The sequence below is a fragment of the Achromobacter anxifer genome, assembly GCF_903652925.1.
Taxonomy (GTDB): domain Bacteria; phylum Pseudomonadota; class Gammaproteobacteria; order Burkholderiales; family Burkholderiaceae_B; genus Achromobacter; species Achromobacter anxifer.
Genome location: NZ_CAHLAR010000003.1, coordinates 239,626 through 257,663 on the forward strand (window position 1 = coordinate 239,626; position 18,038 = coordinate 257,663).

Genomic DNA, 18,038 nt, shown 5'->3' on the forward strand with positions numbered 1-18,038 from the left:
CATGCGCCACCTGATTCTTGCGCCGCTCGTCGCGGCCGCCCTGGCGGGATGCGCGGCGCGCGGCCCCGCCGGATTGGACCTGGACACCTCCGTCACCGCGGTAAGCCAAGCCAGCCGGGTGCGCTCGGTGGTGCTGCATTACACTAGCGTCGACGACGCCCACTCGATGGAATTGCTCTCCAAGGGCAAGGTCAGCGCCCACTACCTCGTGAACGATGCCGGGCGCGTCTACCGGCTGGTCGACGAGAACCGCGCCGCGTGGCACGCCGGGATCAGCTCCTGGTACGGCAACATTGCCATGAACAGAACGTCCATCGGCATCGAGATCGTGAACCCGGGCTGGACGGAAGGCCCCGACGGCAAGCCGGTCTGGCATCCCTACAACGAGCGGCAGTTGCGCGCGCTGACCATCCTGCTGCGCGACATCATCCAGCGCCACGACATCGCGCCCGAAAACGTGGTGGGCCACAGCGACATCGCGCCCCAGCGCAAGGTGGATCCCGGTCCCCTGTTCCCATGGAAGGCCTTGGCGGCAGCCGGCATCGGCCGCTGGTATGACGAAGCAGGCGCTGCCGAGCACCTGGCGCGCCTGCAGGCGCAGGGCATTCCCGACGTGGCGTGGTTCCAGAAGCAATTGGCGCGGCTGGGCTATGCCGTCCCCCAGGACGGTGTGCTGGACCAGGCCACGATCAGCGCCCTGGCGGCATTCCAGATGCACTACCGCCCGACCCGCTACGACGGCCAGCCCGACGCGGAAACCGCCGCCATCATGCTGGCGATACTGTAGGAACCGCCGGCGCTATCGCCGGCGCCGCAGCCAAGCCACCAGGCGCCACCCTAGCAGCAGCGCCAGCACGGCCGCATAGAGCATGGGCTGCGTCAGGTCGTTCTTGCCGGCCTTGTGCCACCAGTAGTGCAGCACCGCCAGGAGGCCAATGGCATAGATGGCGCGATGCAGGCTTTGCCAGCGCTTGCCCAGCTTGCGCATCGCCCATTGCGTGGAGGTGGCGGCCAGCGCCGCCATCAGCACGAAGGCGGCAAATCCCGCCATGATGAAGGGACGTTCGCCGATATCACGCAACATTCCGGCGGGATCGAAGCCCCGATCCCACCAGACCCAGGCCATGAAATGCATGAAGCCATAGAAAAACGCGAACAGCCCGCACATGCGGCGCAGCCGCACCAGGGCCGGCTGCCCGGCCAGCCGCCGCAGCGGCGTGATGGCCAAGGTCACCAGCAGGCAGACCAGGGTCCAGGTGCCCGATGAACGGGTCAGGAATTCGACCGGATTCGCCGTCAGTCCGTTATTCAGACCCAGCCAGATCCAGCGCGCGAACGGCGCCACCCCCAGCAAGAACAGGAACGGCTTGAAGCGCCCCACCGCCCTGGCGGAAAGTTGCATCTTGCGCGGCGGCGCGGCCGAAGCCGCCTGCGGAGTGCCGTCAGGCATGTCGTGCCCCAAGATTCGCCTTAGTAGTTCGCCTTCAGGTCCATGCCCTGGTAAAGCGATGCCACCTGCTCGCCATAACCGTTGAACATCAGGGTCTTGCGCTTGGGCGAGAACAGGCCATCCTCGCCGATGCGCCGCTCCGTGGCCTGACTCCAGCGCGGATGCGGCACGTCGGGGTTCACATTGGCGTAGAAGCCGTATTCCTGCGGCGCGGCCTTGATCCACGACGACACGGGCGGCTTTTCCACCAGGCGGATTTTCACCAGGGATTTGGCCGACTTAAAGCCATATTTCCAGGGCACCGCCAGCCTGAGCGGCGCACCGTTCTGGTTCGGCAACACCTTACCGTAGACGCCGAACACGAGCATGGCCAGAGGATTCATTGCCTCATCCATGCGCAGGCCCTCCACGTAGGGCCACTCCAGGATCGCGGCGCGCACGCCCGGCATGTTCTCGCGCTGCACGGCGGTCACGAATTCGACGTATTTGGCGTTGCCCGTGGGTTCCACCTGCTTGAGCAGCGCCGACAGCGAATAGCCTACCCAGGGAATCACCATGGACCAGCCCTCGACGCAGCGCAGCCGGTAGACACGCTCTTCCATGGGCGCCAGCTTGAGCAACTCTTCGATGGAGAAAGTGCGCGGCTTGCCGACCTCGCCCTCGACGCTCACGCTCCAGGGACGGGTCTGCAACTTGCCGGCATTGGCGGCGGGATCGCCCTTATCGACGCCGAACTCGTAGTAATTGTTGTACGAGGTGACGTCCGCAAGCGAGGTCTGCTTGTCCATGACGCTCAAGGCGGCATTGAGCTTGCCGGGCAAGGCGCCGGCTTCCTGGGCATGGGCGCTGCTCGCTGCCCAGGCCGGCAAGCCCGCCGCGGCCGCGATTGCTCCGGCGCGCAGCATCAAGTCGCGGCGCGAACGCCAGACCGCCTCGGCGGTGATCTCGGACGGAAGAATATCGTCGGGCTTGCGTATCAACATCATGGTCTCCGGTGTAGCGCCCGCGGGGTCATGGGCGCGCCCTGCGCAAGCCATGGACGCCGCGCCGCCCCATGATATTCCGCGGCGGCGGACGCTTGCGGGTATTTCCTATAGACCCGCCCGCAGGCACGGCGTTCCGCGCCCGGCGCCTTGACGCCCGCCGCGCGGACTACGCAAGCCAGCTCCGCTATGCGACGCGCGGCAAGAGCCACTCGCGCAGGCGGGGCACGCTGTCCAGCACCGCCTGGGGCGAACAACCCTCAAGTTCCTTCAGGGTATGAGCGCCGTAGGTCACGCCCAGGCCATGCACGCCGGCGTTGATGGCCATCTGCAAATCATGCGAGGTGTCGCCCACCATCACCACGCGATCCGGCTCCACATCCAGTTCCTGCATCAGTTCGTGCAGCATCGCGGGATGCGGCTTGCTGAAGGTCTCATCGGCGGTGCGGGTGGCATTGAAGACGGGGCCCAGGCCGGTCGCGGCCAGCGCGCGGGTCAAGCCCACGCGGCTCTTGCCAGTGGCGACCGCCAGACGCACGTTCTGCCCGGCCAATTCGGTCAGAAGCTCCTGCACGCCTTCGAACAGGCGCAATTCGGGATCGCGCAGCAGGTAGTGCGTGCGATAGCGCTCCAGGAAACGCGGCAGCATCGCCTGGGTCAATTCCGGCACCGCACGGCGCAAGGCGCTTTCCAGGGACAGACCAATGACCCAGCTGGCATCGGAGGCCGAAGGCACCGCCAGGTCCAGGTCACGGCAGGCGCCCTGAATGGCGGCCACGATGCTGTGCGTGGAATCCATCAGGGTGCCATCCCAGTCAAACACGACCAGCGAATACGACATAATCAGACCGACTCCAGTTGTTTCAGTATTTTCCGGCAAGCGGGGGGCAGCTCGGCGGTAAGCGTCAGGGGCTCGCCCGTCACCGGATGAGCCAGGGTCAATTGGTGGGCGTGCAGGAACATCCTGCCGAAACCCATGCGCGCAAAATGCGCGCGCACCTCATCGTGGCCGTACTTGTCGTCGCCCACGATGGGAAAGCCGCTGGCGGCCAGGTGCACCCGGATCTGGTGGGTGCGCCCGGTGCGCAATTCGGCGTCGACCAGACTATAGCCACCGAAACGCTGCTTGAGCGTGACGATGGTGTGCGCCGACTGGCCGTCCGGATCGACCTTGACCCGGCGCTCGCCGGACTGGGTGGTCCACTTGGACAGGCCGAGCTTGATGTGCTGGCGGTCATTGACCCAATCGCCCTCGACCAGGGCCAGATAGTGCTTGTCCCCTTTTCCTTCGCGCAGCATGGCGTGCAGCGCCAGCAGCGCGCTGCGCTTCTTGGCCACCATCAGCAGGCCCGAGGTCTCGCGGTCCAGCCGGTGTACCAGTTCCAGGAACTTGGCGCCGGGCCGCGCGGCCCGCAACTGCTCGATCACGCCGAAGGACACGCCGCTGCCGCCGTGGACCGCCACGCCGGCAGGCTTGTCCACCACTAGCAGGGCCTCGTCCTCGAACACCACCGGGAATTCGGCGCCAGGCACCGGCCGGGGCTTGCCCGGATCGGGCAAGCGCAGGGGCGGAACGCGCACCACGTCGCCGGCGGCGACGCGGTAATCGGCCGAAGTGCGTCCCTTGTTTACCCGCACCTCGCCGCCGCGTATGGCCTTATAGATATGGGTTTTGGGGACGCCCTTGCACAGCCGCGCAAGATAGTTGTCGAGACGCTGGCCGGCATGCTCGGCGTCGACTTCCACCATCCGGACGGCGGGGGGAGCTTTAGAGGGGGAAAGGGAGGAGGAAGTTTCTTTGCGCATTGCGGAAAGCGACATATAATCGGGACAGCCTAAAGGGGCTGAACTAGCCGCCTGACGTAGAGATGCAACTGTACGCAACTCCGTCGAGCGCGCGGGCCGCCATTGTACTGCCTGCTCATTCAACCCCTGGGGTTACTTGGTCGCCGGCGCAACCGCGCCCTGCCGGATAGTGGTGTGGCATTCACTTTGCCCGCTGTCCCAGCAGGTCCGTTGCATGCCGCAAGCGGCTCTGAAGCACCGCAAGAATCGTCGCATATTTAAAGCACCAGCTGCGTGTGGGCAACCAATCCGACCGCAACTGCCGTTCACAGCACTTTTCCGTCAAACCACATTCAGTGAAGCTGACCCTCCTGCTGACAGAACCCCGAGCCCCACGGCTCGACGTGCCCGCCTGACCCGCGGCGGATACGCCTGGGCGCCGCCCAGGTACGGTCCGCAACCTCTTGCCCGCTTCAGCCCGCAGCCCGAGTGACCCGAGGTCACGCGCCGATATCGGCGCGTCATGACAACGGAGAACCCCACTCATGAAGCGCATGCTGTTCAATGCGACGCACCAGGAAGAATTACGCGTCGCTATCGTCGATGGGCAAAAACTCATCGACCTCGACATCGAGACTGCCGGCCGCGAACAACGCAAAGGCAACATCTACAAAGGTGTCATCACCCGGATCGAACCCGGCCTCGAAGCTTGCTTCGTCAACTACGGCGAAGACCGCCACGGCTTCCTGCCCTTCAAGGAAGTGGCCCGCAGCTTCTTCAAGGAAGGCGTGGACGTCCGCAGCGCCCGCATCCAGGACGCCCTGCGCGAAGGCCAGGAACTGATCGTCCAGGTTGAAAAGGAAGAGCGCGGCAACAAGGGCGCCGCCCTGACCACGTTCATCTCGCTGGCCGGCCGCTACCTGGTCCTGATGCCCAACAACCCCCGCGGCGGCGGCGTTTCGCGCCGCGTCGAGGGCGAGGACCGCCAGGAACTGCGCGACACGATGGAGCAGCTCGAGCTGCCCCAGGGCATGAGCATCATCGCTCGCACCGCCGGCATCGGCCGCAACGTCGAAGAACTCCAGTGGGACCTGTCCTACCTGTTGCAGCTCTGGACGGCCATCGACGGCGCTGCGCGCGACAACTCCGCGCCGATCCTGATCTACCTGGAATCCAGCCTGGTCATCCGGGCCATCCGCGACTACTTCTCCCCGGAAATCGGCGAGATCCTCATCGATACCGACGAGATCGCCGACCAGGCCACGGCCTTCATGAGCGTGGTGATGCCGGACAACGTCCAGCGCGTCAAACGCTACCGCGACGACATCCCCCTCTTCTCCCGCTTCCAGATCGAACACCAGATCGAAACGGCGTACTCGCGCACGGTGACGCTGCCCTCGGGCGGCGCCATCGTCATCGACCACACCGAAGCCCTGGTTTCCGTGGACGTCAACTCGGCCCGCTCCACCCGCGGCGCCGACATCGAGGAAACCGCGCTGCGCACCAACTCGGAAGCCGCTGACGAAGTGGCCCGCCAGCTGCGCCTGCGCGACCTGGGTGGCCTGATCGTCATCGACTTCATCGACATGGAGGACAGCAAGAACCAGCGCGCCGTCGAACAGCGCCTGCGTGACGCCCTCCATTTCGACCGCGCCCGTGTCCAGATGGGCAAGATTTCGCGCTTCGGCCTGATGGAACTGTCGCGCCAGCGCCTGCGCCCCGCCCTGAACGAAGGCTCGCACATCACCTGCCCGCGCTGCAACGGCACCGGCGTGATCCGCGATGCCGAGTCCAGCGCGCTGCACGTGCTGCGCCTGCTCCAGGAAGAGGCGATGAAGGAAAACACCGCCGCCGTGCACGCCCAAGTGCCGGTGGACGTGGCCACCTACCTGCTGAACGAAAAGCGCGCCGACATCACCAAGATGGAAGCCCGCCTCAAGGTCAACCTGATGCTGATCCCCAACAAGCATCTGGAAACGCCGCACCACCACATCGAGCGCCTGCGCCACGACGATCCGCGCCTGGAAGAAACCAAGACCAGCTTCGAGCTGGTCGAGGCGCCGGCCACGGACGCCCCCTGGCAGCCGCGCGAACACGAAATCAAGTCGCGTCCTGAAGCGCTGGTCAAGGGCATTACTCCCTCGCAACCCGCTCCGGTTTCGACCCCTGCCCCCGTCGCTCCGGCTCCCGCGCCGGCAGCCGCCGGCGGCCTGGGTGGCCTGTTCAAGCGCCTGTTCGGCTGGCTTGGCGGCAGCTCCGAGGCGGCCAAGCCCGCTCCCGCCGCCCAGGAAGACAGCGCCAAGCGCGCCGGCTCCAGCCGCGGCAAGGGCCGCAGCGGCCATGACGGCCAGGAACGCCGTGGCGAACGCCATGGTTCGGACCGCAACCGCAACCGCCGCGGCGAATCGCGCGGCGAAGGCGCCGAAGGCAGCGAAGGCGGCCGCCACCACGTGCGCGGCAACCGCCGCGCCGAGGGCGAACGCCAGGAACGCGGCGAACGCCAGGGCCGCAACGAAGCCCGCGGCGAACGCGACGTCCAGGTCACGCAAGCGGCCCTGGCGTCCAACCGTCCCGAGCAGGCCGTGGAAGCCGGCGGCGACGACACCGGCGCCGGCCGCAACCGCCGTCGCGGCCGTGGCCGCAACCGCCGCGAGGAAGGCCAGTCCGACGCTCCGATGAGCGAACAGGAAAGCATGGTCGCCGCGCTGGCCCAGACGGTCGCCACCGCCCTGCCGGAAGCCAAGCCTGTCCCTGAAGCCGCCCAGGATGCCGATGCGGCAGCCGACGCCGTCGAACAGACTGCCGATGGCGTGCCCGCCGTGGAAGGCGCCGAAGGCGCCGCCGATCCCGAGCGCAAGCGCCGCCGCCGCCGCAGCCGCCGTGGCCGCCGCAGCCCGGACGAAGCCGGTCTGGCCGGTAGCGACGAGCAGCTTGAAGACGGCGCCGAGGACGACAACGCCGACGACGCTGCCGCCCAGCCCGCCGTGACGGCAGCGCAAGCCGCCGAACCGGTCCAGGCCCCAGCGGCCCAAGCCCCGGCGGTCCAGGCCCCGACGCAAGTCCAGCAAGCCGCAGCCGTGCCGTCCGAGCCCGCCCAAGTTGCCGCCGCCCCGGTTGCAGCTCCGCTGGCTGAACCGGTGCAGGCCACCGAAGCCGCCGAGCCCGCCGCAGCCCAGCCCGTGCAAACGGCCGCCCCCGCAGTGACGCAGCCGGTCTCCGTGCAGGCCGCAAGCGAAGCCTTCGCTCCCGTGGCGGCTGAGCAGGCGCCTGTGGAAGCCGCCGCCGTCGAGCCCGTGACAGCCCCGGTCGCCGCAGCCGAGCCCGTGGTTGCGCCGGTTGCTGCGGCGCCCGTGGCCGCGCCCGTCGCAGCCCCCGCGCCCGTCGCAGCCCCGGCGCCCGTCGCCCCGCAAGCTGCCCCGGCCGCAGCCAGCCAGCCCATCGTAGTGCCGGCAGCCGCTCCGTCGGCCAAGGCCCAAGCCCTGCACGACGTGGTGAACGCCGCCGGCCTGCAGTGGGTGGAAACCGACCCGGACCGCCACGCGCAGACGCAACTGCGTATCGCCGCGGCGCACACGCCGGTCCGCCTGGGCCGCGAGCGCAAGCCGGTCGCGCCCGTTTCCAACGAGCCGCTGGTTCAGGTCGAAACGCGCCACTAAGCCGCCAGCCTGAATAGGCTGACAGCAGGCATGACACCCCGGAAGCTGAATCCAGCTTCCGGGGTGTTTTTCATTGTGCTTGCGGTACGGGCAGCGTGATCGGCGCCTGGCCGCGACTCCCCGGCGACCCGGCGCTCAGTCGCCCTCGATCCGCCCTTCGGGCAGGTTCAAGGCCAATCCGGCCTCCTCCACGAAGGCCTCCGCCAGGGCCGAATGCGGCATATGCCGCGCCCAGATGATCCCCATGCGGCGCAGCGGCGCGCGACCCGGCAGGGGCACCCGCTTGACGCGGCGGCTGTCCAGCCAGTCCGGCGCCCAGTCGGGCACCAGCGACACCCCCAGCCCTTCCGACACCATGCAGGCGATGCCCATCAGGCCATCGACCTCCAGACGCTCGCGCGGCACGATGCCGTGCTGCCGCAAGTACTGGTCCGCCAGCCGCCCTCCCCAGACATTGCGGTCGTAGCGGATGAAGGGTTGAGTGCTAATCAGCTCATGCGCGTCGTCGCTCTTGGTGCCGGGCGGCGCCAGCACCACCAACGGCTCCTCGGCCACCAGCTTCCAGGCATAGCCCTTGGACAGGTTGAATTGGGGCTTGACGATGAAGGCGGCGTCCAGATCGCCGTTGATCACCCGGTGATACAGGTGATTGGAGGTGCCGGGTTCCATGAATACCGCCAGTTTCGGCAAGCGCCGGTACAGGCGTCCCAGCACGGCGGGCATGATGCCGGTCAACGCCGACACCGACACGCCCAGGCGCAGCTCGCCCAGCGGAGCGTCGTCGCTGGCGCTGGCGCGCAGGTCGCGCACTTCGCGCAGCACGCCGCGGGCGCGCTCCAGCACCTTCAAGCCCGCCTCGGTCGCCTTGACGCTGCGTCCGACCCGCTTGATCAGGATGGCGCCCAGTTCCTCTTCCAGAGTACGCACCCGCGCCGCGATGGCGGCCGGAGTCAGGTCTAGCCGCCGCGCGGCTTCCGCCAGCGACCCGCACTCCACCACCGACACGAAGCTCTGCACATATCGAGTATCCACTGTCTCCCCTTTTTTTCGATGCGCGGTTTGAGCATGGGCAAACCACAACAATTTTATGGATTGAAGCAATTAAACAGCAGATGTTCAGCGGCTGCTTCGGTGCCAGAATCAAAGTCTGCCGCCGTGTCGCGGCGCGTCCTTTCCATCCACCAGAAGACGAGTAGAGACAATGACTTCCCAAGCCAGCATCCCCGGCGTTTTTTCTCCGGTCCTGACGCCGTTCGATGAGACCTATCGGCCGGCCCTGGGCCGCTATGTGAAGCACTGCCGCTGGCTGCGCGAGCAATCGGTCGGCCTGGCGATCTTCGGCACCAATTCGGAAGCGAACTCGCTGTCCCTGGCGGAAAAGCGCAGCCTGCTGGACGCGCTGCTGGAGGCCGGCGTGGAGCCGTCCGCGCTCATGCCCGGCACCGGCGCCTGCGCCCTGCCCGACGCGATCGAGCTGACCCGGCATGCCGTGCAGAGCGGCAGCATGGGCGTGCTGGTCCTGCCGCCCTTCTACTACAAGGGCGTGAGCGACGAGGGCTTGTTCCGCTACTACGCCGGACTGATCGAAGGCGTGGCCGACGACAGGCTGCGCATGTACCTGTATCACATCCCGCCCGTGAGCCAGGTGCCGCTGAGCCTGGACCTGATCGACCGCCTGCTGGACCGCTATCCCGGCCAGGTCGCGGGCGTCAAGGACAGCGGCGGCGACTGGAACAACACCGCGGCCATGATCGAGCGCTTCGCGCCGCGCGGCTTCCAGGTCTATGCCGGCAGCGAGGCCTTCCTGCTGCAAACCCTGCGTGCGGGCGGCGTGGGCTGCATCACCGCCACCGGCAACGTCAACCCGGGCCCGATCGTCGCGCTGCAGCAGCGCTGGCAGGAAGCGGACGCCGACGCGCGCCAGGCCGGACTGAACGCGACCCGCAACGTGTTCGGCAAATTCCCCATGATTCCCGCCATGAAGGCGGCCATCGCCTGGAAATCCGGTGACCCCGCCTGGGCCACGGTGCGCCCGCCCCTGGTGGAACTGAACACCGAGCAACGCACCGCCTTGCAGGCCGCTCTGGACGAGAACGGTTTCGACATGCCCGGCGCCAAGGCGCTGGCCGGCAACTAGCGCAACGCGCCCCGCAGATACCCCAGGCATCTGCGGGGTCGGACCTCAGCTCACGACGCCGATGTTCCAGGGCACGAACTCGTGATCTCCCAGCCCCAGCAGCTCGCTCTTGCTGCGCGTGCCTGAAGCCACCTGCAGGATTTCCTCGAAGATGCGCTGCGCCACTTCCTGCAGGGTGGCCGTGCCGTCCAGGATGTCTCCGCAATTGACGTCCATGTCTTCCGTCAGTCGTTGATACATCGGCGTGTTGGTCGCCAGCTTGATGGAAGGCACCGGCTTGGCGCCGAACATCGAGCCTCGCCCGGTGGTGAAGCAGATCATGTTGGCGCCCCCGGCGATCTGCCCGGTCGCCGACACGGGGTCGAATCCGGGCGTGTCCATGAACACCATGCCGGGCTGCCGCACCGGCTCGGCATAGCGGTAGACCTCCATCAACCCCGTGGTGCCGCCCTTCATCGAAGACCCCAGCGACTTCTCGAAGATGTTGGCCAGCCCGCCCATCTGGTTACCGGGGCTGACCTTGCCGTTGATCTGGACATCGCGCCCCGGCGAATACTCTTCCTTCCACCAGCGGATGCGCCGCACCAGCTTCTCGCCGACCTCGCGATTGCGGGCCCGTGACGTCAGCGTGTGCTCCACGCCGTAGATCTCCGGCGTTTCGGACAGGATGGCGGTGCCGCCGTGGCGCACCAGGATGTCCATGGCCGCCCCCAGCGCCGGATTGGCGGTGATGGACGAGAAGCCATCCGAACCGCCGCATTGCAGGCCGACCGTCAGGTGCCGCGCGGACACCGGCACCCGCTTAACCTCATTGGCCTGCGGCAGCATGGCCTTTACCGCGGCGACGCCGGCCTCGATGGTTTTGCGCGTGCCGCCGGTCTCCTGCATGATGAAGGTCTTCAGCCGCGCGCCGGCCTCCAGGCCCTGGTCCTTGAGCAAGGCGTCCAGCTGGTTACGCTCGCAGCCCAGGCCGACGATCAGCACGGCCGCAAAGTTGGCGTGACAGGCGTAGCCGCCCATGGTCCTGCGCAACAGGTCCATGGGTTCGCCGGACATTTCCATGCCGCAGCCCATGCCATGGCTCAGCGCCACCACCCCGTCCACGTTGGGATAGGCCGCCATCAGTTCCGGCGTGAAGGCCTCGGCAATTCGGTGCACCACCGTCGCCGAACAGTTGACCGTCGCCATGACGCCGATGTAGTTGCGGGTGGCGACCTGGCCATTGGCGCGCACGATGCCCATGAACCGCGCCTGCTCGGATTCGGGCAGCACAGGCGTGGGCACGTAGTCGCGGGCATGCGCATAGTCGCGGTCGAACTCCTGGAAGTCCATGTTGTGCGAATGGACGTAGGTGCCGGCCTGGATGTCGGCCGCCGCGAAGCCGATACAGACGTTGTATTTCAGGATGGGCTCGCCGGCGCGCAGGTCGCGCGCCGCGATCTTGTGTCCGGCAGGAATCTGACTGCGGCTGACGATGCCCTCGGAAGGCACCTCCATGCCTATGCTGATGGGCACGCGCGCCACCACCACGTTGTCGGCGAAATGCAGCCGGATGACGGGTCCCGCGGCGCGTTTTTCGGTGAAATCGATCATGTCGTTGTCTCGGATGAAGAAGGCTGGGCCCGGCAGCGGGCCCGCCGGTTACTCGGGCTTGATGCCGATGTCGCGGATCAGCACGGACCAGCGCGGCAGCTCCGCGCCCACGAAGCTCGTGAAGGCCTCGGAATCGCTGCCCACCACGGTGAACCCCTGTTCGCTGAGCTTGGCCTGCATGTCGCCCTGTTGCAGGGCGGCGCGGATGGAATCGGAAAGCTTGCCAACCACGGGCTTGGGCGTATTGGCCGGCGCGAACACGCCATACCAGGTCGACACCTCGAAATCCTTGAAGCCGGATTCGGCCAGCGTCGGGATCTGCGGCGCCTTGGGGTCGCGCTTCAGGCTGGTGATGGCCAGCGGCCGGACCTTGCCGGAGTTGATGTGCGGCAGCGCCACCGGCAGATTGGCGAACATGAACGGCACATGGCCGCCCAACACATCGGCCATGGCCGCGGCCTCACCCTTGTAGGGCACGTGCGTCACCTTGGTGCCTACCATGTGCGCGTACAGTTCGCCGGCGATGTGCTGCGGACCGCCCTGGCCGGACGAGGCGTAGCTCACGGCGCCATCGCCCGCCTTGCGGATATGGTCGGTCAGCTCCTGCACGGTTTTCGCGTCGACCAGGGCCGGATTGACCACCAGGATCAGCGGCATGGTCACGATCTGCGACACCGGCGCGAAATCCTTTTCAGGCTTGAACGGCAAGGACGGGAACAAGGACGGCGCCACCACCATGGTGGATTGCGAGCCCAGGAACAGCGAATAGCCGTCTGCGGGTGAACGGGCCACGTTGTCGGCGGCGATCGTCCCGGTGGCCCCGGCGCGGTTCTCGACAACCACCTGCTGCCCCAGGTTTTCGGCCATCTTGGCGCCGACCAGACGCGCCACGATGTCCGCGCCGCCCCCGGGGGCAAAGCCCACGACCATGCGCAGCGGCTTGGTCGGAAATTCCTCGGCGCGGGCAGCGGACGAGGCGCAGGCGAACGCGACGGCCAGGCCGATGACTCCGGTCATGCGCGCCATGAGGCGCGCGCGCTTACAGGGGTAGTTCATGACGGTCTCCGATTGCCGTCGTCGCCCCCGTCCCGCGCGGGAAGAGGTTCTGCGGCGGCTTGTTGTGTGTCGTGCGGTGCCTGGGCATTCTGGCCATTGCACTCCTCACCAACAAGTACGTGAATACGTCGTCAGAACATAAAATTTTTTGCGGTCTGGAAATGACCGTCGGACGGCCAAAAAAAATCCACCCCGAAGAGTGGATTTTCCTGGCTGGCGCGCCCTGGCGGGAGCGCCGCGCGGGGGAATCAGAACTGGTAGGTGTAGGTCAGTTGCAGCGTGTCCAGGCCCGGGTTCGGACGCTTGATGCTGGCGTTCGAGAAGTGGGAATAGCGCAGGCCGATGCGGTTGTTCGGCGTGACCAGGAAGCCCATGCCGATGTGGTCGCCGAACTGGAAGGCGGTGCTGATGTTCTCGTCCGCGAAGCGCGTGCTGGAGAACAGCGTGGCGCCGATACCTGCTTCGAGGTAGAAGCGTTCGCCGGTCCACCAGCGGAACATCGGGATGGCGTTGAGCTGCCACACATGGCCCGGCGAGCGCGAACCGTTGGCCCACCAGTACGAGGCGCCGAGTTCAGGCGTCAGGTCCAGGCGGCCCCAGTTGCCGCCGAACTGATAGGTCCAGACCGAAGGCGTTTCGTAGTTCAGGGTCAGGCGCTGATAGTGGTCTCCAATGCCGTAATGCATGCTGACGCCACCCTGGGTGCCGGTGGACGATTGCGCGCTTGCCAGCGATGCGACTGCGGCGAGCGCCAAGCCGACTGCGCCGGCGAGCATCTTCTTTTTGATCGACTGCATTGGAAAACTCCTAGATTTCAATCCTAGTACGCAACATAGCAAAATCCGGACCAACCGACTTGATTTCTGTCGCACACAGGCAACATTGCGGGTGGAAAACACTGTTCCGCAAAACAGACGTCACACATCAGCTGACAGACTCCCTAAACGACGATGCCGCCGGGAGCCTCAAGCTGCCGGCGGCATCTGGCCGCAATCGGTCCGGCGGGACGATCAGGCCGTGACCACGTCCGCGGGCTGATTGGTCAGCAGGGCCAGCAGGCGGGCGATTTCCTCGCGCAGGTTGCGGCGGTCCACCACCATGTCGATGGCGCCCTTCTGCAGCAGGAATTCGGCGCGCTGGAAGCCTTCCGGCAGCTTCTCGCGCACGGTCTGTTCGATCACGCGCGGGCCGGCGAAGCCGATCAGCGCCTTGGGTTCGGCGATGACCACGTCGCCCATGAAGGCGAAGCTGGCCGACACGCCGCCCATGGTGGGATCGGTCAACACGCTGATGAACGGCAGGCCGGCCGCCGACAGGCGGGTCAGCATGGCGTTGGTCTTGGCCATCTGCATCAGCGACAGCAGGCTTTCCTGCATGCGCGCGCCGCCGGAGGCAGCCACGCAGATGAACGGGGTCTTGTTGTCCAGGGCCGCCTGGGCGCCGCGCGCAAAGCGCTCGCCCACCACCGAGCCCATGGAACCGCCCATGAATTCGAACTCGAAGCAGGCCAGGGTCGCCGACACGCCCCGGATCGAGCCGCTCATGACCACCAGGGCGTCGGTTTCACCGGTTTGCTTGACCGCTTCCTGCAGGCGCTCGGGGTACTTGCGCGTGTCCTTGAACTTCAGCGTGTCAACCGAACGCGTGGTCTGGCCGATTTCGACCCGGCCTTCCACGTCCAGCAGCGAATCGATGCGGGCGCGGGCCCCGATGCGCATGTGGTGGTCGCACTTGGGGCAAACGTGCAGGTTGGCCGCCAAGTCTTCGCTGTACAGCACCGATTCGCACGACGGGCATTTCACCCAAAGGCCTTCGGGAACGCGGCGGGCGCCGCTGTCGCTGGTTTTATTGATGCGAGGAGGCAGGAGTTTTTCGATCCAGCTCATTGATTTTTCATCCCGTATGAGGTCGCGCCCGCCACTCAGGCCGACGCGTTTTCTCGTTTTACTTGATCCAGCGCCTGCCGGATGGTGCGCAGCCAGCCGCTGGCGGCGGTGACTGCGGCATCGGTTTTCTGGGCCGCGGGGGCGTTTGCCACCGCCTGCTCCATGGTTTCAATCAGTTTGCTGCCGATCACGACGGCGTCGGCGACGCGCGCCACGCGCTGGGCGCTTTCGGCGTCGCGGATGCCGAAGCCCACGCCCACCGGGATATCGCGCACGTGGCGGCGGATCACGGCCAGGCGTTCGGCGACGTCATCGGTATTGAGCGAGCCCGAACCCGTGACGCCCTTGAGCGACACGTAGTACACGTAACCGCGGGCGACCGCGGCAACCGCCTTGATGCGCGCTTCGGTGGAAGTCGGCGCCAGCAGGAAGATGGGAGCGATGCCGTGCTCGCCCAGCGTGGCGGCGAACTCGACGACCTCTTCGGGCGGATAGTCCACCACCAGCACGCCGTCCACGCCGGCTTCGCCCGCACGGCGCGCGAACTCGGCCTGGCCCATGCGTTCGATCGGGTTGGCGTAGCCCATCAGCACCACCGGAGTGGAGGCGTCGCGCTGGCGGAACTCGGCCACGAGCTCCAGCACGCGGGCCAGGCCCACGCCCTGCGCGATGGCGCGATCGGCGGCGCGCTGGATCACCGGGCCGTCGGCCATGGGATCGGAGAACGGCACGCCCAGTTCGATGACGTCGGCGCCGGCCTCGACCAGCGCGTGCATCAGGGGGACGGTCGTGGCGGGCGAGGGATCGCCCGCGGCAATGTAGGGAATCAGGGCCGAGGCGCGGCCGGACTCGGCGGTGCGCGCGAATGCGGCGGCGATGCGGTCGGTGCGGGTGGTCATGGACGGGGCCTCAGAGCTCGATGCCGGCCTGTTCGGCCACGGTATGCATGTCTTTGTCGCCGCGGCCCGACAAATTGACCAGGATGACGGCGTCGCGCGGCAAGGTGGCGGCCATCTTCACGGCCTGGGCGATGGCGTGCGAGGACTCCAGAGCCGGCATGATGCCTTCGATGCGGCAGCAGTCGTGGAAGGCCTTGAGGGCTTCCTCGTCGGTGATGCCGACGTATTCGGCGCGGCCGGAATCCTTCAGCCAGGCGTGTTCCGGGCCAACGCCGGGATAGTCCAGCCCGGCCGAGACCGAATGCGTTTCCTGGACCTGGCCGTCGGCGTCCTGCATGACGTAGGTGCGGTTGCCATGCAGCACGCCCACCTGGCCCGCGGCCAGGGAGGCAGCGTGGCGGCCGCTGTCCATGCCCTCGCCCGCCGCCTCGACGCCGATCAGGCGCACGTTCTCGTACGGGATGTAGGGATGGAAGATGCCCATGGCGTTGGAACCCCCGCCCACCGCTGCCACGACGTAGTCGGGCTGGCGGCCGGCGGCCTCGGGCATCTGCGTCAGGCATTCGTTGCCGATGACGGTCTGGAAATCGCGCACCATGCGGGGATAGGGGTCGGGACCCGCCACCGTGCCGATGATGTAGAAGGTGTTCTCGATGTTGGTGACCCAGTCGCGCATGGCTTCGTTCAGCGCGTCCTTCAGGGTGCGCGAACCGGACGTGACCGGCACGACCGTCGCGCCCAGCAGCTTCATGCGGTAGACGTTCGAGGCCTGGCGGCGGACGTCTTCGCTGCCCATGTAGACCACGCATTCCATGCCATAGCGCGCCGCCACGGTGGCGGTGGCCACGCCGTGCTGGCCGGCGCCGGTTTCGGCGATGACGCGCGGCTTGCCCATGCGCTTGGCCAGCAAAGCCTGGCCGATGCAGTTGTTGACCTTGTGAGCGCCGGTGTGGTTCAGGTCTTCGCGCTTGAACCAGATCTGGGCGCCGCCCACCATTTCCGACCAGCGGCGGGCGTGGTAGACCGGGCTGGGCCGGCCCACGAAATGCTTGAGCTCGTAGTTGAACTCTTCCTGGAAGGCAGGGTCGACACGGTAATGGTCATAGGCGGCGCGCAGCTCGTCGAGCGCGTGCATCAGCGTTTCCGCCACGAAAACACCGCCATAAGGGCCGAAATGGCCCTGGGCATCCGGAAAGTCGTAAGGTTTCACCAAGCTTCTCCCCCGGGTATCGCGGCAGGCCACTGCCGCCGCAAATCCGGTTTGCAACCCGTCATTTTACCTGACGCCGGCAATGGCCGGGCGCAACGCCGCAGCCACCCCGGGAACCGTCAGCCTGCGCTCAGAGCGACTGCCCCAGGCGGCGCAGGAAGGTATCGCAGGCGGCCAGCTGGTCCAGGGCCACGTACTCGTCGGGCTTGTGAGCCTGCTCGATATGGCCGGGGCCGCAGACCACGGTGGGGATGCCGATGCCCTGGAACAGGCCGGCCTCGGTGCCGTAGGCGACCTTGCGGGTCGCGCGGTCTTCGGTCAGGGCGCGCACCAGCTGGGTGATGGCGGCCTCTTCGGAAGCTTCCAGGGCGGGCGCCGCCGCGCCGGTTTCGATCTCGATGCTGGCGCCGTCGAATTCGGCCTTCATGCGCGGCAGGAGTTCTTCGCGCACGTATTTTTCGACTTCCGCCTGGATCTCATCCGGCTGCATGCCGGGCAGGTTGCGGAATTCGTAGGTAAATTCGCACAGCTCGGGAATGGTGTTGACCGCGATGCCGCCCCGGATCTGGTTGGTGGTCATGGTGGAAAACGGCACGTCGTAGAACTGGTCGTAGGGTCCGTTGGCCTTGAAGCTGTCCGCCAGGTCGCGGATGCGGCAGATCAGCCGGGCCGCGTATTCGATGGCGTTGCAGCCGCGCGGGGTCAGTGACGAGTGCGCGGCCTTGCCGTGCACCTTGCAGCGGAACAGATTGATGCCCTTGTGCGCCACCACCACCTGCATGCCGGTGGGCTCGCCCACCACGCAGCCTTCGGGGCGGATGCCGCGCTCGTGCAGGTCGGCCAGCATGTAGGGCGCCCCGGCGCAGCCGACTTCCTCGTCGTAGGAGAACGCCAGGTGCATCGGCTTCTTGCGCGGCATGGCCAGGAACTCCGGCACCAGCGCCAGCGAACTGGCGATGAAGCCCTTCATGTCGCAGCTGCCGCGGCCGTAGAGCAACCCGTCCTTCTCGACCAGCTTGAACGGATCCGTGCTCCACTCCTGGCCGTCCACCGGCACCACGTCGGTGTGGCCCGACAGCACGATGCCGCCCTGCATGCCGCCGTCCTGGGCGGGCAGGGTCGCGAACAGGTTGGCCTTGGTGCGCTCCGGATTGTGCGCCAGCCATGCGTCGACGCCCTGGCCCTTGAGCCAATCCCGGACGGTTTCGATCAGGGCAAGATTGGAATTGCGGCTGGTGGTGTCAAAGCCAACCAGCGTTTCCAGCCAGGTGCGCGCGTTCATGTCACTACTCTCTTGGGGAAAAACAGGAGTGTAAGGCCAGCGCGCATCCGCGTCTCGGACGGGGCCGGGCGCGCGAGCGCCTAGAATGTCGCCCGGTTAGG

The 18,038-nt window shown here is 66.8% G+C and carries 15 protein-coding genes; 3 read left to right on the forward strand and 12 right to left on the reverse strand.

What is annotated here, in order from left to right; translation table 11 throughout:
• The first annotated feature begins 1 nt into the window (after position 1).
• Positions 2–787 (forward strand): N-acetylmuramoyl-L-alanine amidase, encoded by a 786-nt coding sequence (locus tag HWY37_RS10380; protein WP_176088581.1) that lies wholly within the window; start codon positions 2–4, stop codon positions 785–787.
• A 12-nt stretch (positions 788–799) separates the two neighbouring features.
• Here the strand turns inward: HWY37_RS10380 and msrQ are convergent, their stop codons facing one another.
• The 4 genes from msrQ to HWY37_RS10400 all read right to left on the reverse strand — a co-directional run bounded on the left by msrQ (position 800) and on the right by HWY37_RS10400 (position 4,239).
• Entirely contained in the window at positions 800–1,450 is a 651-nt protein-coding gene (msrQ, locus tag HWY37_RS10385; RefSeq protein ID WP_175209268.1) for a protein-methionine-sulfoxide reductase heme-binding subunit MsrQ, read from the reverse strand.
• A 20-nt stretch (positions 1,451–1,470) separates the two neighbouring features.
• The gene (gene msrP / locus HWY37_RS10390) at positions 1,471–2,433 is read right to left on the reverse strand and encodes a protein-methionine-sulfoxide reductase catalytic subunit MsrP (RefSeq protein ID WP_175209314.1); all 963 of its coding nucleotides are present in this window, start codon (positions 2,431–2,433) and stop codon (positions 1,471–1,473) included.
• 187 nt (positions 2,434–2,620) lie between these two features.
• The gene (locus HWY37_RS10395) at positions 2,621–3,274 is read right to left on the reverse strand and encodes an HAD family hydrolase (protein ID WP_175209267.1); all 654 of its coding nucleotides are present in this window, start codon (positions 3,272–3,274) and stop codon (positions 2,621–2,623) included.
• 2 nt (positions 3,275–3,276) lie between these two features.
• Entirely contained in the window at positions 3,277–4,239 is a 963-nt protein-coding gene (locus HWY37_RS10400) for an RluA family pseudouridine synthase (RefSeq protein ID WP_175209266.1), read from the reverse strand.
• Between the two features lie 524 nt (positions 4,240–4,763).
• Here HWY37_RS10400 and HWY37_RS10405 point away from each other — a divergent pair.
• Positions 4,764–7,874: an Rne/Rng family ribonuclease gene (locus HWY37_RS10405; RefSeq protein ID WP_176088582.1), complete on the forward strand. Its 3,111-nt coding sequence runs from the start codon at positions 4,764–4,766 to the stop codon at positions 7,872–7,874.
• A 135-nt stretch (positions 7,875–8,009) separates the two neighbouring features.
• Here HWY37_RS10405 and HWY37_RS10410 read toward each other — a convergent pair whose 3' ends face one another.
• Positions 8,010–8,906, reverse strand: coding sequence for a LysR family transcriptional regulator (locus HWY37_RS10410; RefSeq protein WP_175209263.1), 897 nt, complete (start codon positions 8,904–8,906; stop codon positions 8,010–8,012).
• Between the two features lie 169 nt (positions 8,907–9,075).
• On the opposite strand from HWY37_RS10410, the gene HWY37_RS10415 reads away from it, so the two are divergent.
• Positions 9,076–10,011 carry a dihydrodipicolinate synthase family protein gene (locus HWY37_RS10415; RefSeq protein ID WP_175209262.1) on the forward strand — a complete coding sequence of 312 codons (936 nt, stop codon included), beginning with the start codon at positions 9,076–9,078 and terminating at the stop codon, positions 10,009–10,011.
• 45 nt (positions 10,012–10,056) lie between these two features.
• Here HWY37_RS10415 and HWY37_RS10420 read toward each other — a convergent pair whose 3' ends face one another.
• The 7 genes from HWY37_RS10420 to argE form a co-directional block, all read right to left on the reverse strand.
• The gene (locus tag HWY37_RS10420) at positions 10,057–11,604 is read right to left on the reverse strand and encodes a UxaA family hydrolase (RefSeq protein WP_176088583.1); all 1,548 of its coding nucleotides are present in this window, start codon (positions 11,602–11,604) and stop codon (positions 10,057–10,059) included.
• Positions 11,605–11,652: 48 nt separating this feature from the next.
• A complete protein-coding gene (locus HWY37_RS10425) occupies positions 11,653–12,660 on the reverse strand; it encodes a Bug family tripartite tricarboxylate transporter substrate binding protein (RefSeq protein WP_175209260.1) in 1,008 nt (335 codons plus the stop codon).
• Positions 12,661–12,908: 248 nt separating this feature from the next.
• The gene (locus tag HWY37_RS10430; RefSeq protein ID WP_175209259.1) at positions 12,909–13,457 is read right to left on the reverse strand and encodes an acyloxyacyl hydrolase; all 549 of its coding nucleotides are present in this window, start codon (positions 13,455–13,457) and stop codon (positions 12,909–12,911) included.
• A gap of 213 nt (positions 13,458–13,670) precedes the next feature.
• A complete protein-coding gene (gene accD, locus HWY37_RS10435; RefSeq protein ID WP_175209258.1) occupies positions 13,671–14,546 on the reverse strand; it encodes an acetyl-CoA carboxylase, carboxyltransferase subunit beta in 876 nt (291 codons plus the stop codon).
• A 35-nt stretch (positions 14,547–14,581) separates the two neighbouring features.
• Positions 14,582–15,445, reverse strand: a complete 864-nt coding sequence (gene trpA, locus HWY37_RS10440; RefSeq protein ID WP_175209257.1) for a tryptophan synthase subunit alpha — start codon at positions 15,443–15,445, stop codon at positions 14,582–14,584.
• Positions 15,446–15,455: 10 nt separating this feature from the next.
• Positions 15,456–16,655 (reverse strand): tryptophan synthase subunit beta, encoded by a 1,200-nt coding sequence (gene trpB, locus HWY37_RS10445; RefSeq protein WP_175209256.1) that lies wholly within the window; start codon positions 16,653–16,655, stop codon positions 15,456–15,458.
• A gap of 130 nt (positions 16,656–16,785) precedes the next feature.
• Positions 16,786–17,937 carry an acetylornithine deacetylase gene (argE, locus tag HWY37_RS10450; RefSeq protein WP_175209255.1) on the reverse strand — a complete coding sequence of 384 codons (1,152 nt, stop codon included), beginning with the start codon at positions 17,935–17,937 and terminating at the stop codon, positions 16,786–16,788.
• Positions 17,938–18,038: the final 101 nt, after the last annotated feature.

Coding starts and splice junctions, on each gene's coding strand:
- HWY37_RS10380 (WP_176088581.1), top strand. CDS start 2: ATGCGCCACCTGATTCTTGCGCCGCTCGTCGCGGCCGCCCTGGCGGGA.
- msrQ (WP_175209268.1), bottom strand. CDS start 1,450: ATGCCTGACGGCACTCCGCAGGCGGCTTCGGCCGCGCCGCCGCGCAAG.
- msrP (WP_175209314.1), bottom strand. CDS start 2,433: ATGTTGATACGCAAGCCCGACGATATTCTTCCGTCCGAGATCACCGCC.
- HWY37_RS10395 (WP_175209267.1), bottom strand. CDS start 3,274: ATGTCGTATTCGCTGGTCGTGTTTGACTGGGATGGCACCCTGATGGAT.
- HWY37_RS10400 (WP_175209266.1), bottom strand. CDS start 4,239: ATGCGCAAAGAAACTTCCTCCTCCCTTTCCCCCTCTAAAGCTCCCCCC.
- HWY37_RS10405 (WP_176088582.1), top strand. CDS start 4,764: ATGAAGCGCATGCTGTTCAATGCGACGCACCAGGAAGAATTACGCGTC.
- HWY37_RS10415 (WP_175209262.1), top strand. CDS start 9,076: ATGACTTCCCAAGCCAGCATCCCCGGCGTTTTTTCTCCGGTCCTGACG.
- HWY37_RS10420 (WP_176088583.1), bottom strand. CDS start 11,604: ATGATCGATTTCACCGAAAAACGCGCCGCGGGACCCGTCATCCGGCTG.
- HWY37_RS10425 (WP_175209260.1), bottom strand. CDS start 12,660: ATGAACTACCCCTGTAAGCGCGCGCGCCTCATGGCGCGCATGACCGGA.
- HWY37_RS10430 (WP_175209259.1), bottom strand. CDS start 13,457: ATGCAGTCGATCAAAAAGAAGATGCTCGCCGGCGCAGTCGGCTTGGCG.
- accD (WP_175209258.1), bottom strand. CDS start 14,546: ATGAGCTGGATCGAAAAACTCCTGCCTCCTCGCATCAATAAAACCAGC.
- trpA (WP_175209257.1), bottom strand. CDS start 15,445: ATGACCACCCGCACCGACCGCATCGCCGCCGCATTCGCGCGCACCGCC.
- argE (WP_175209255.1), bottom strand. CDS start 17,937: ATGAACGCGCGCACCTGGCTGGAAACGCTGGTTGGCTTTGACACCACC.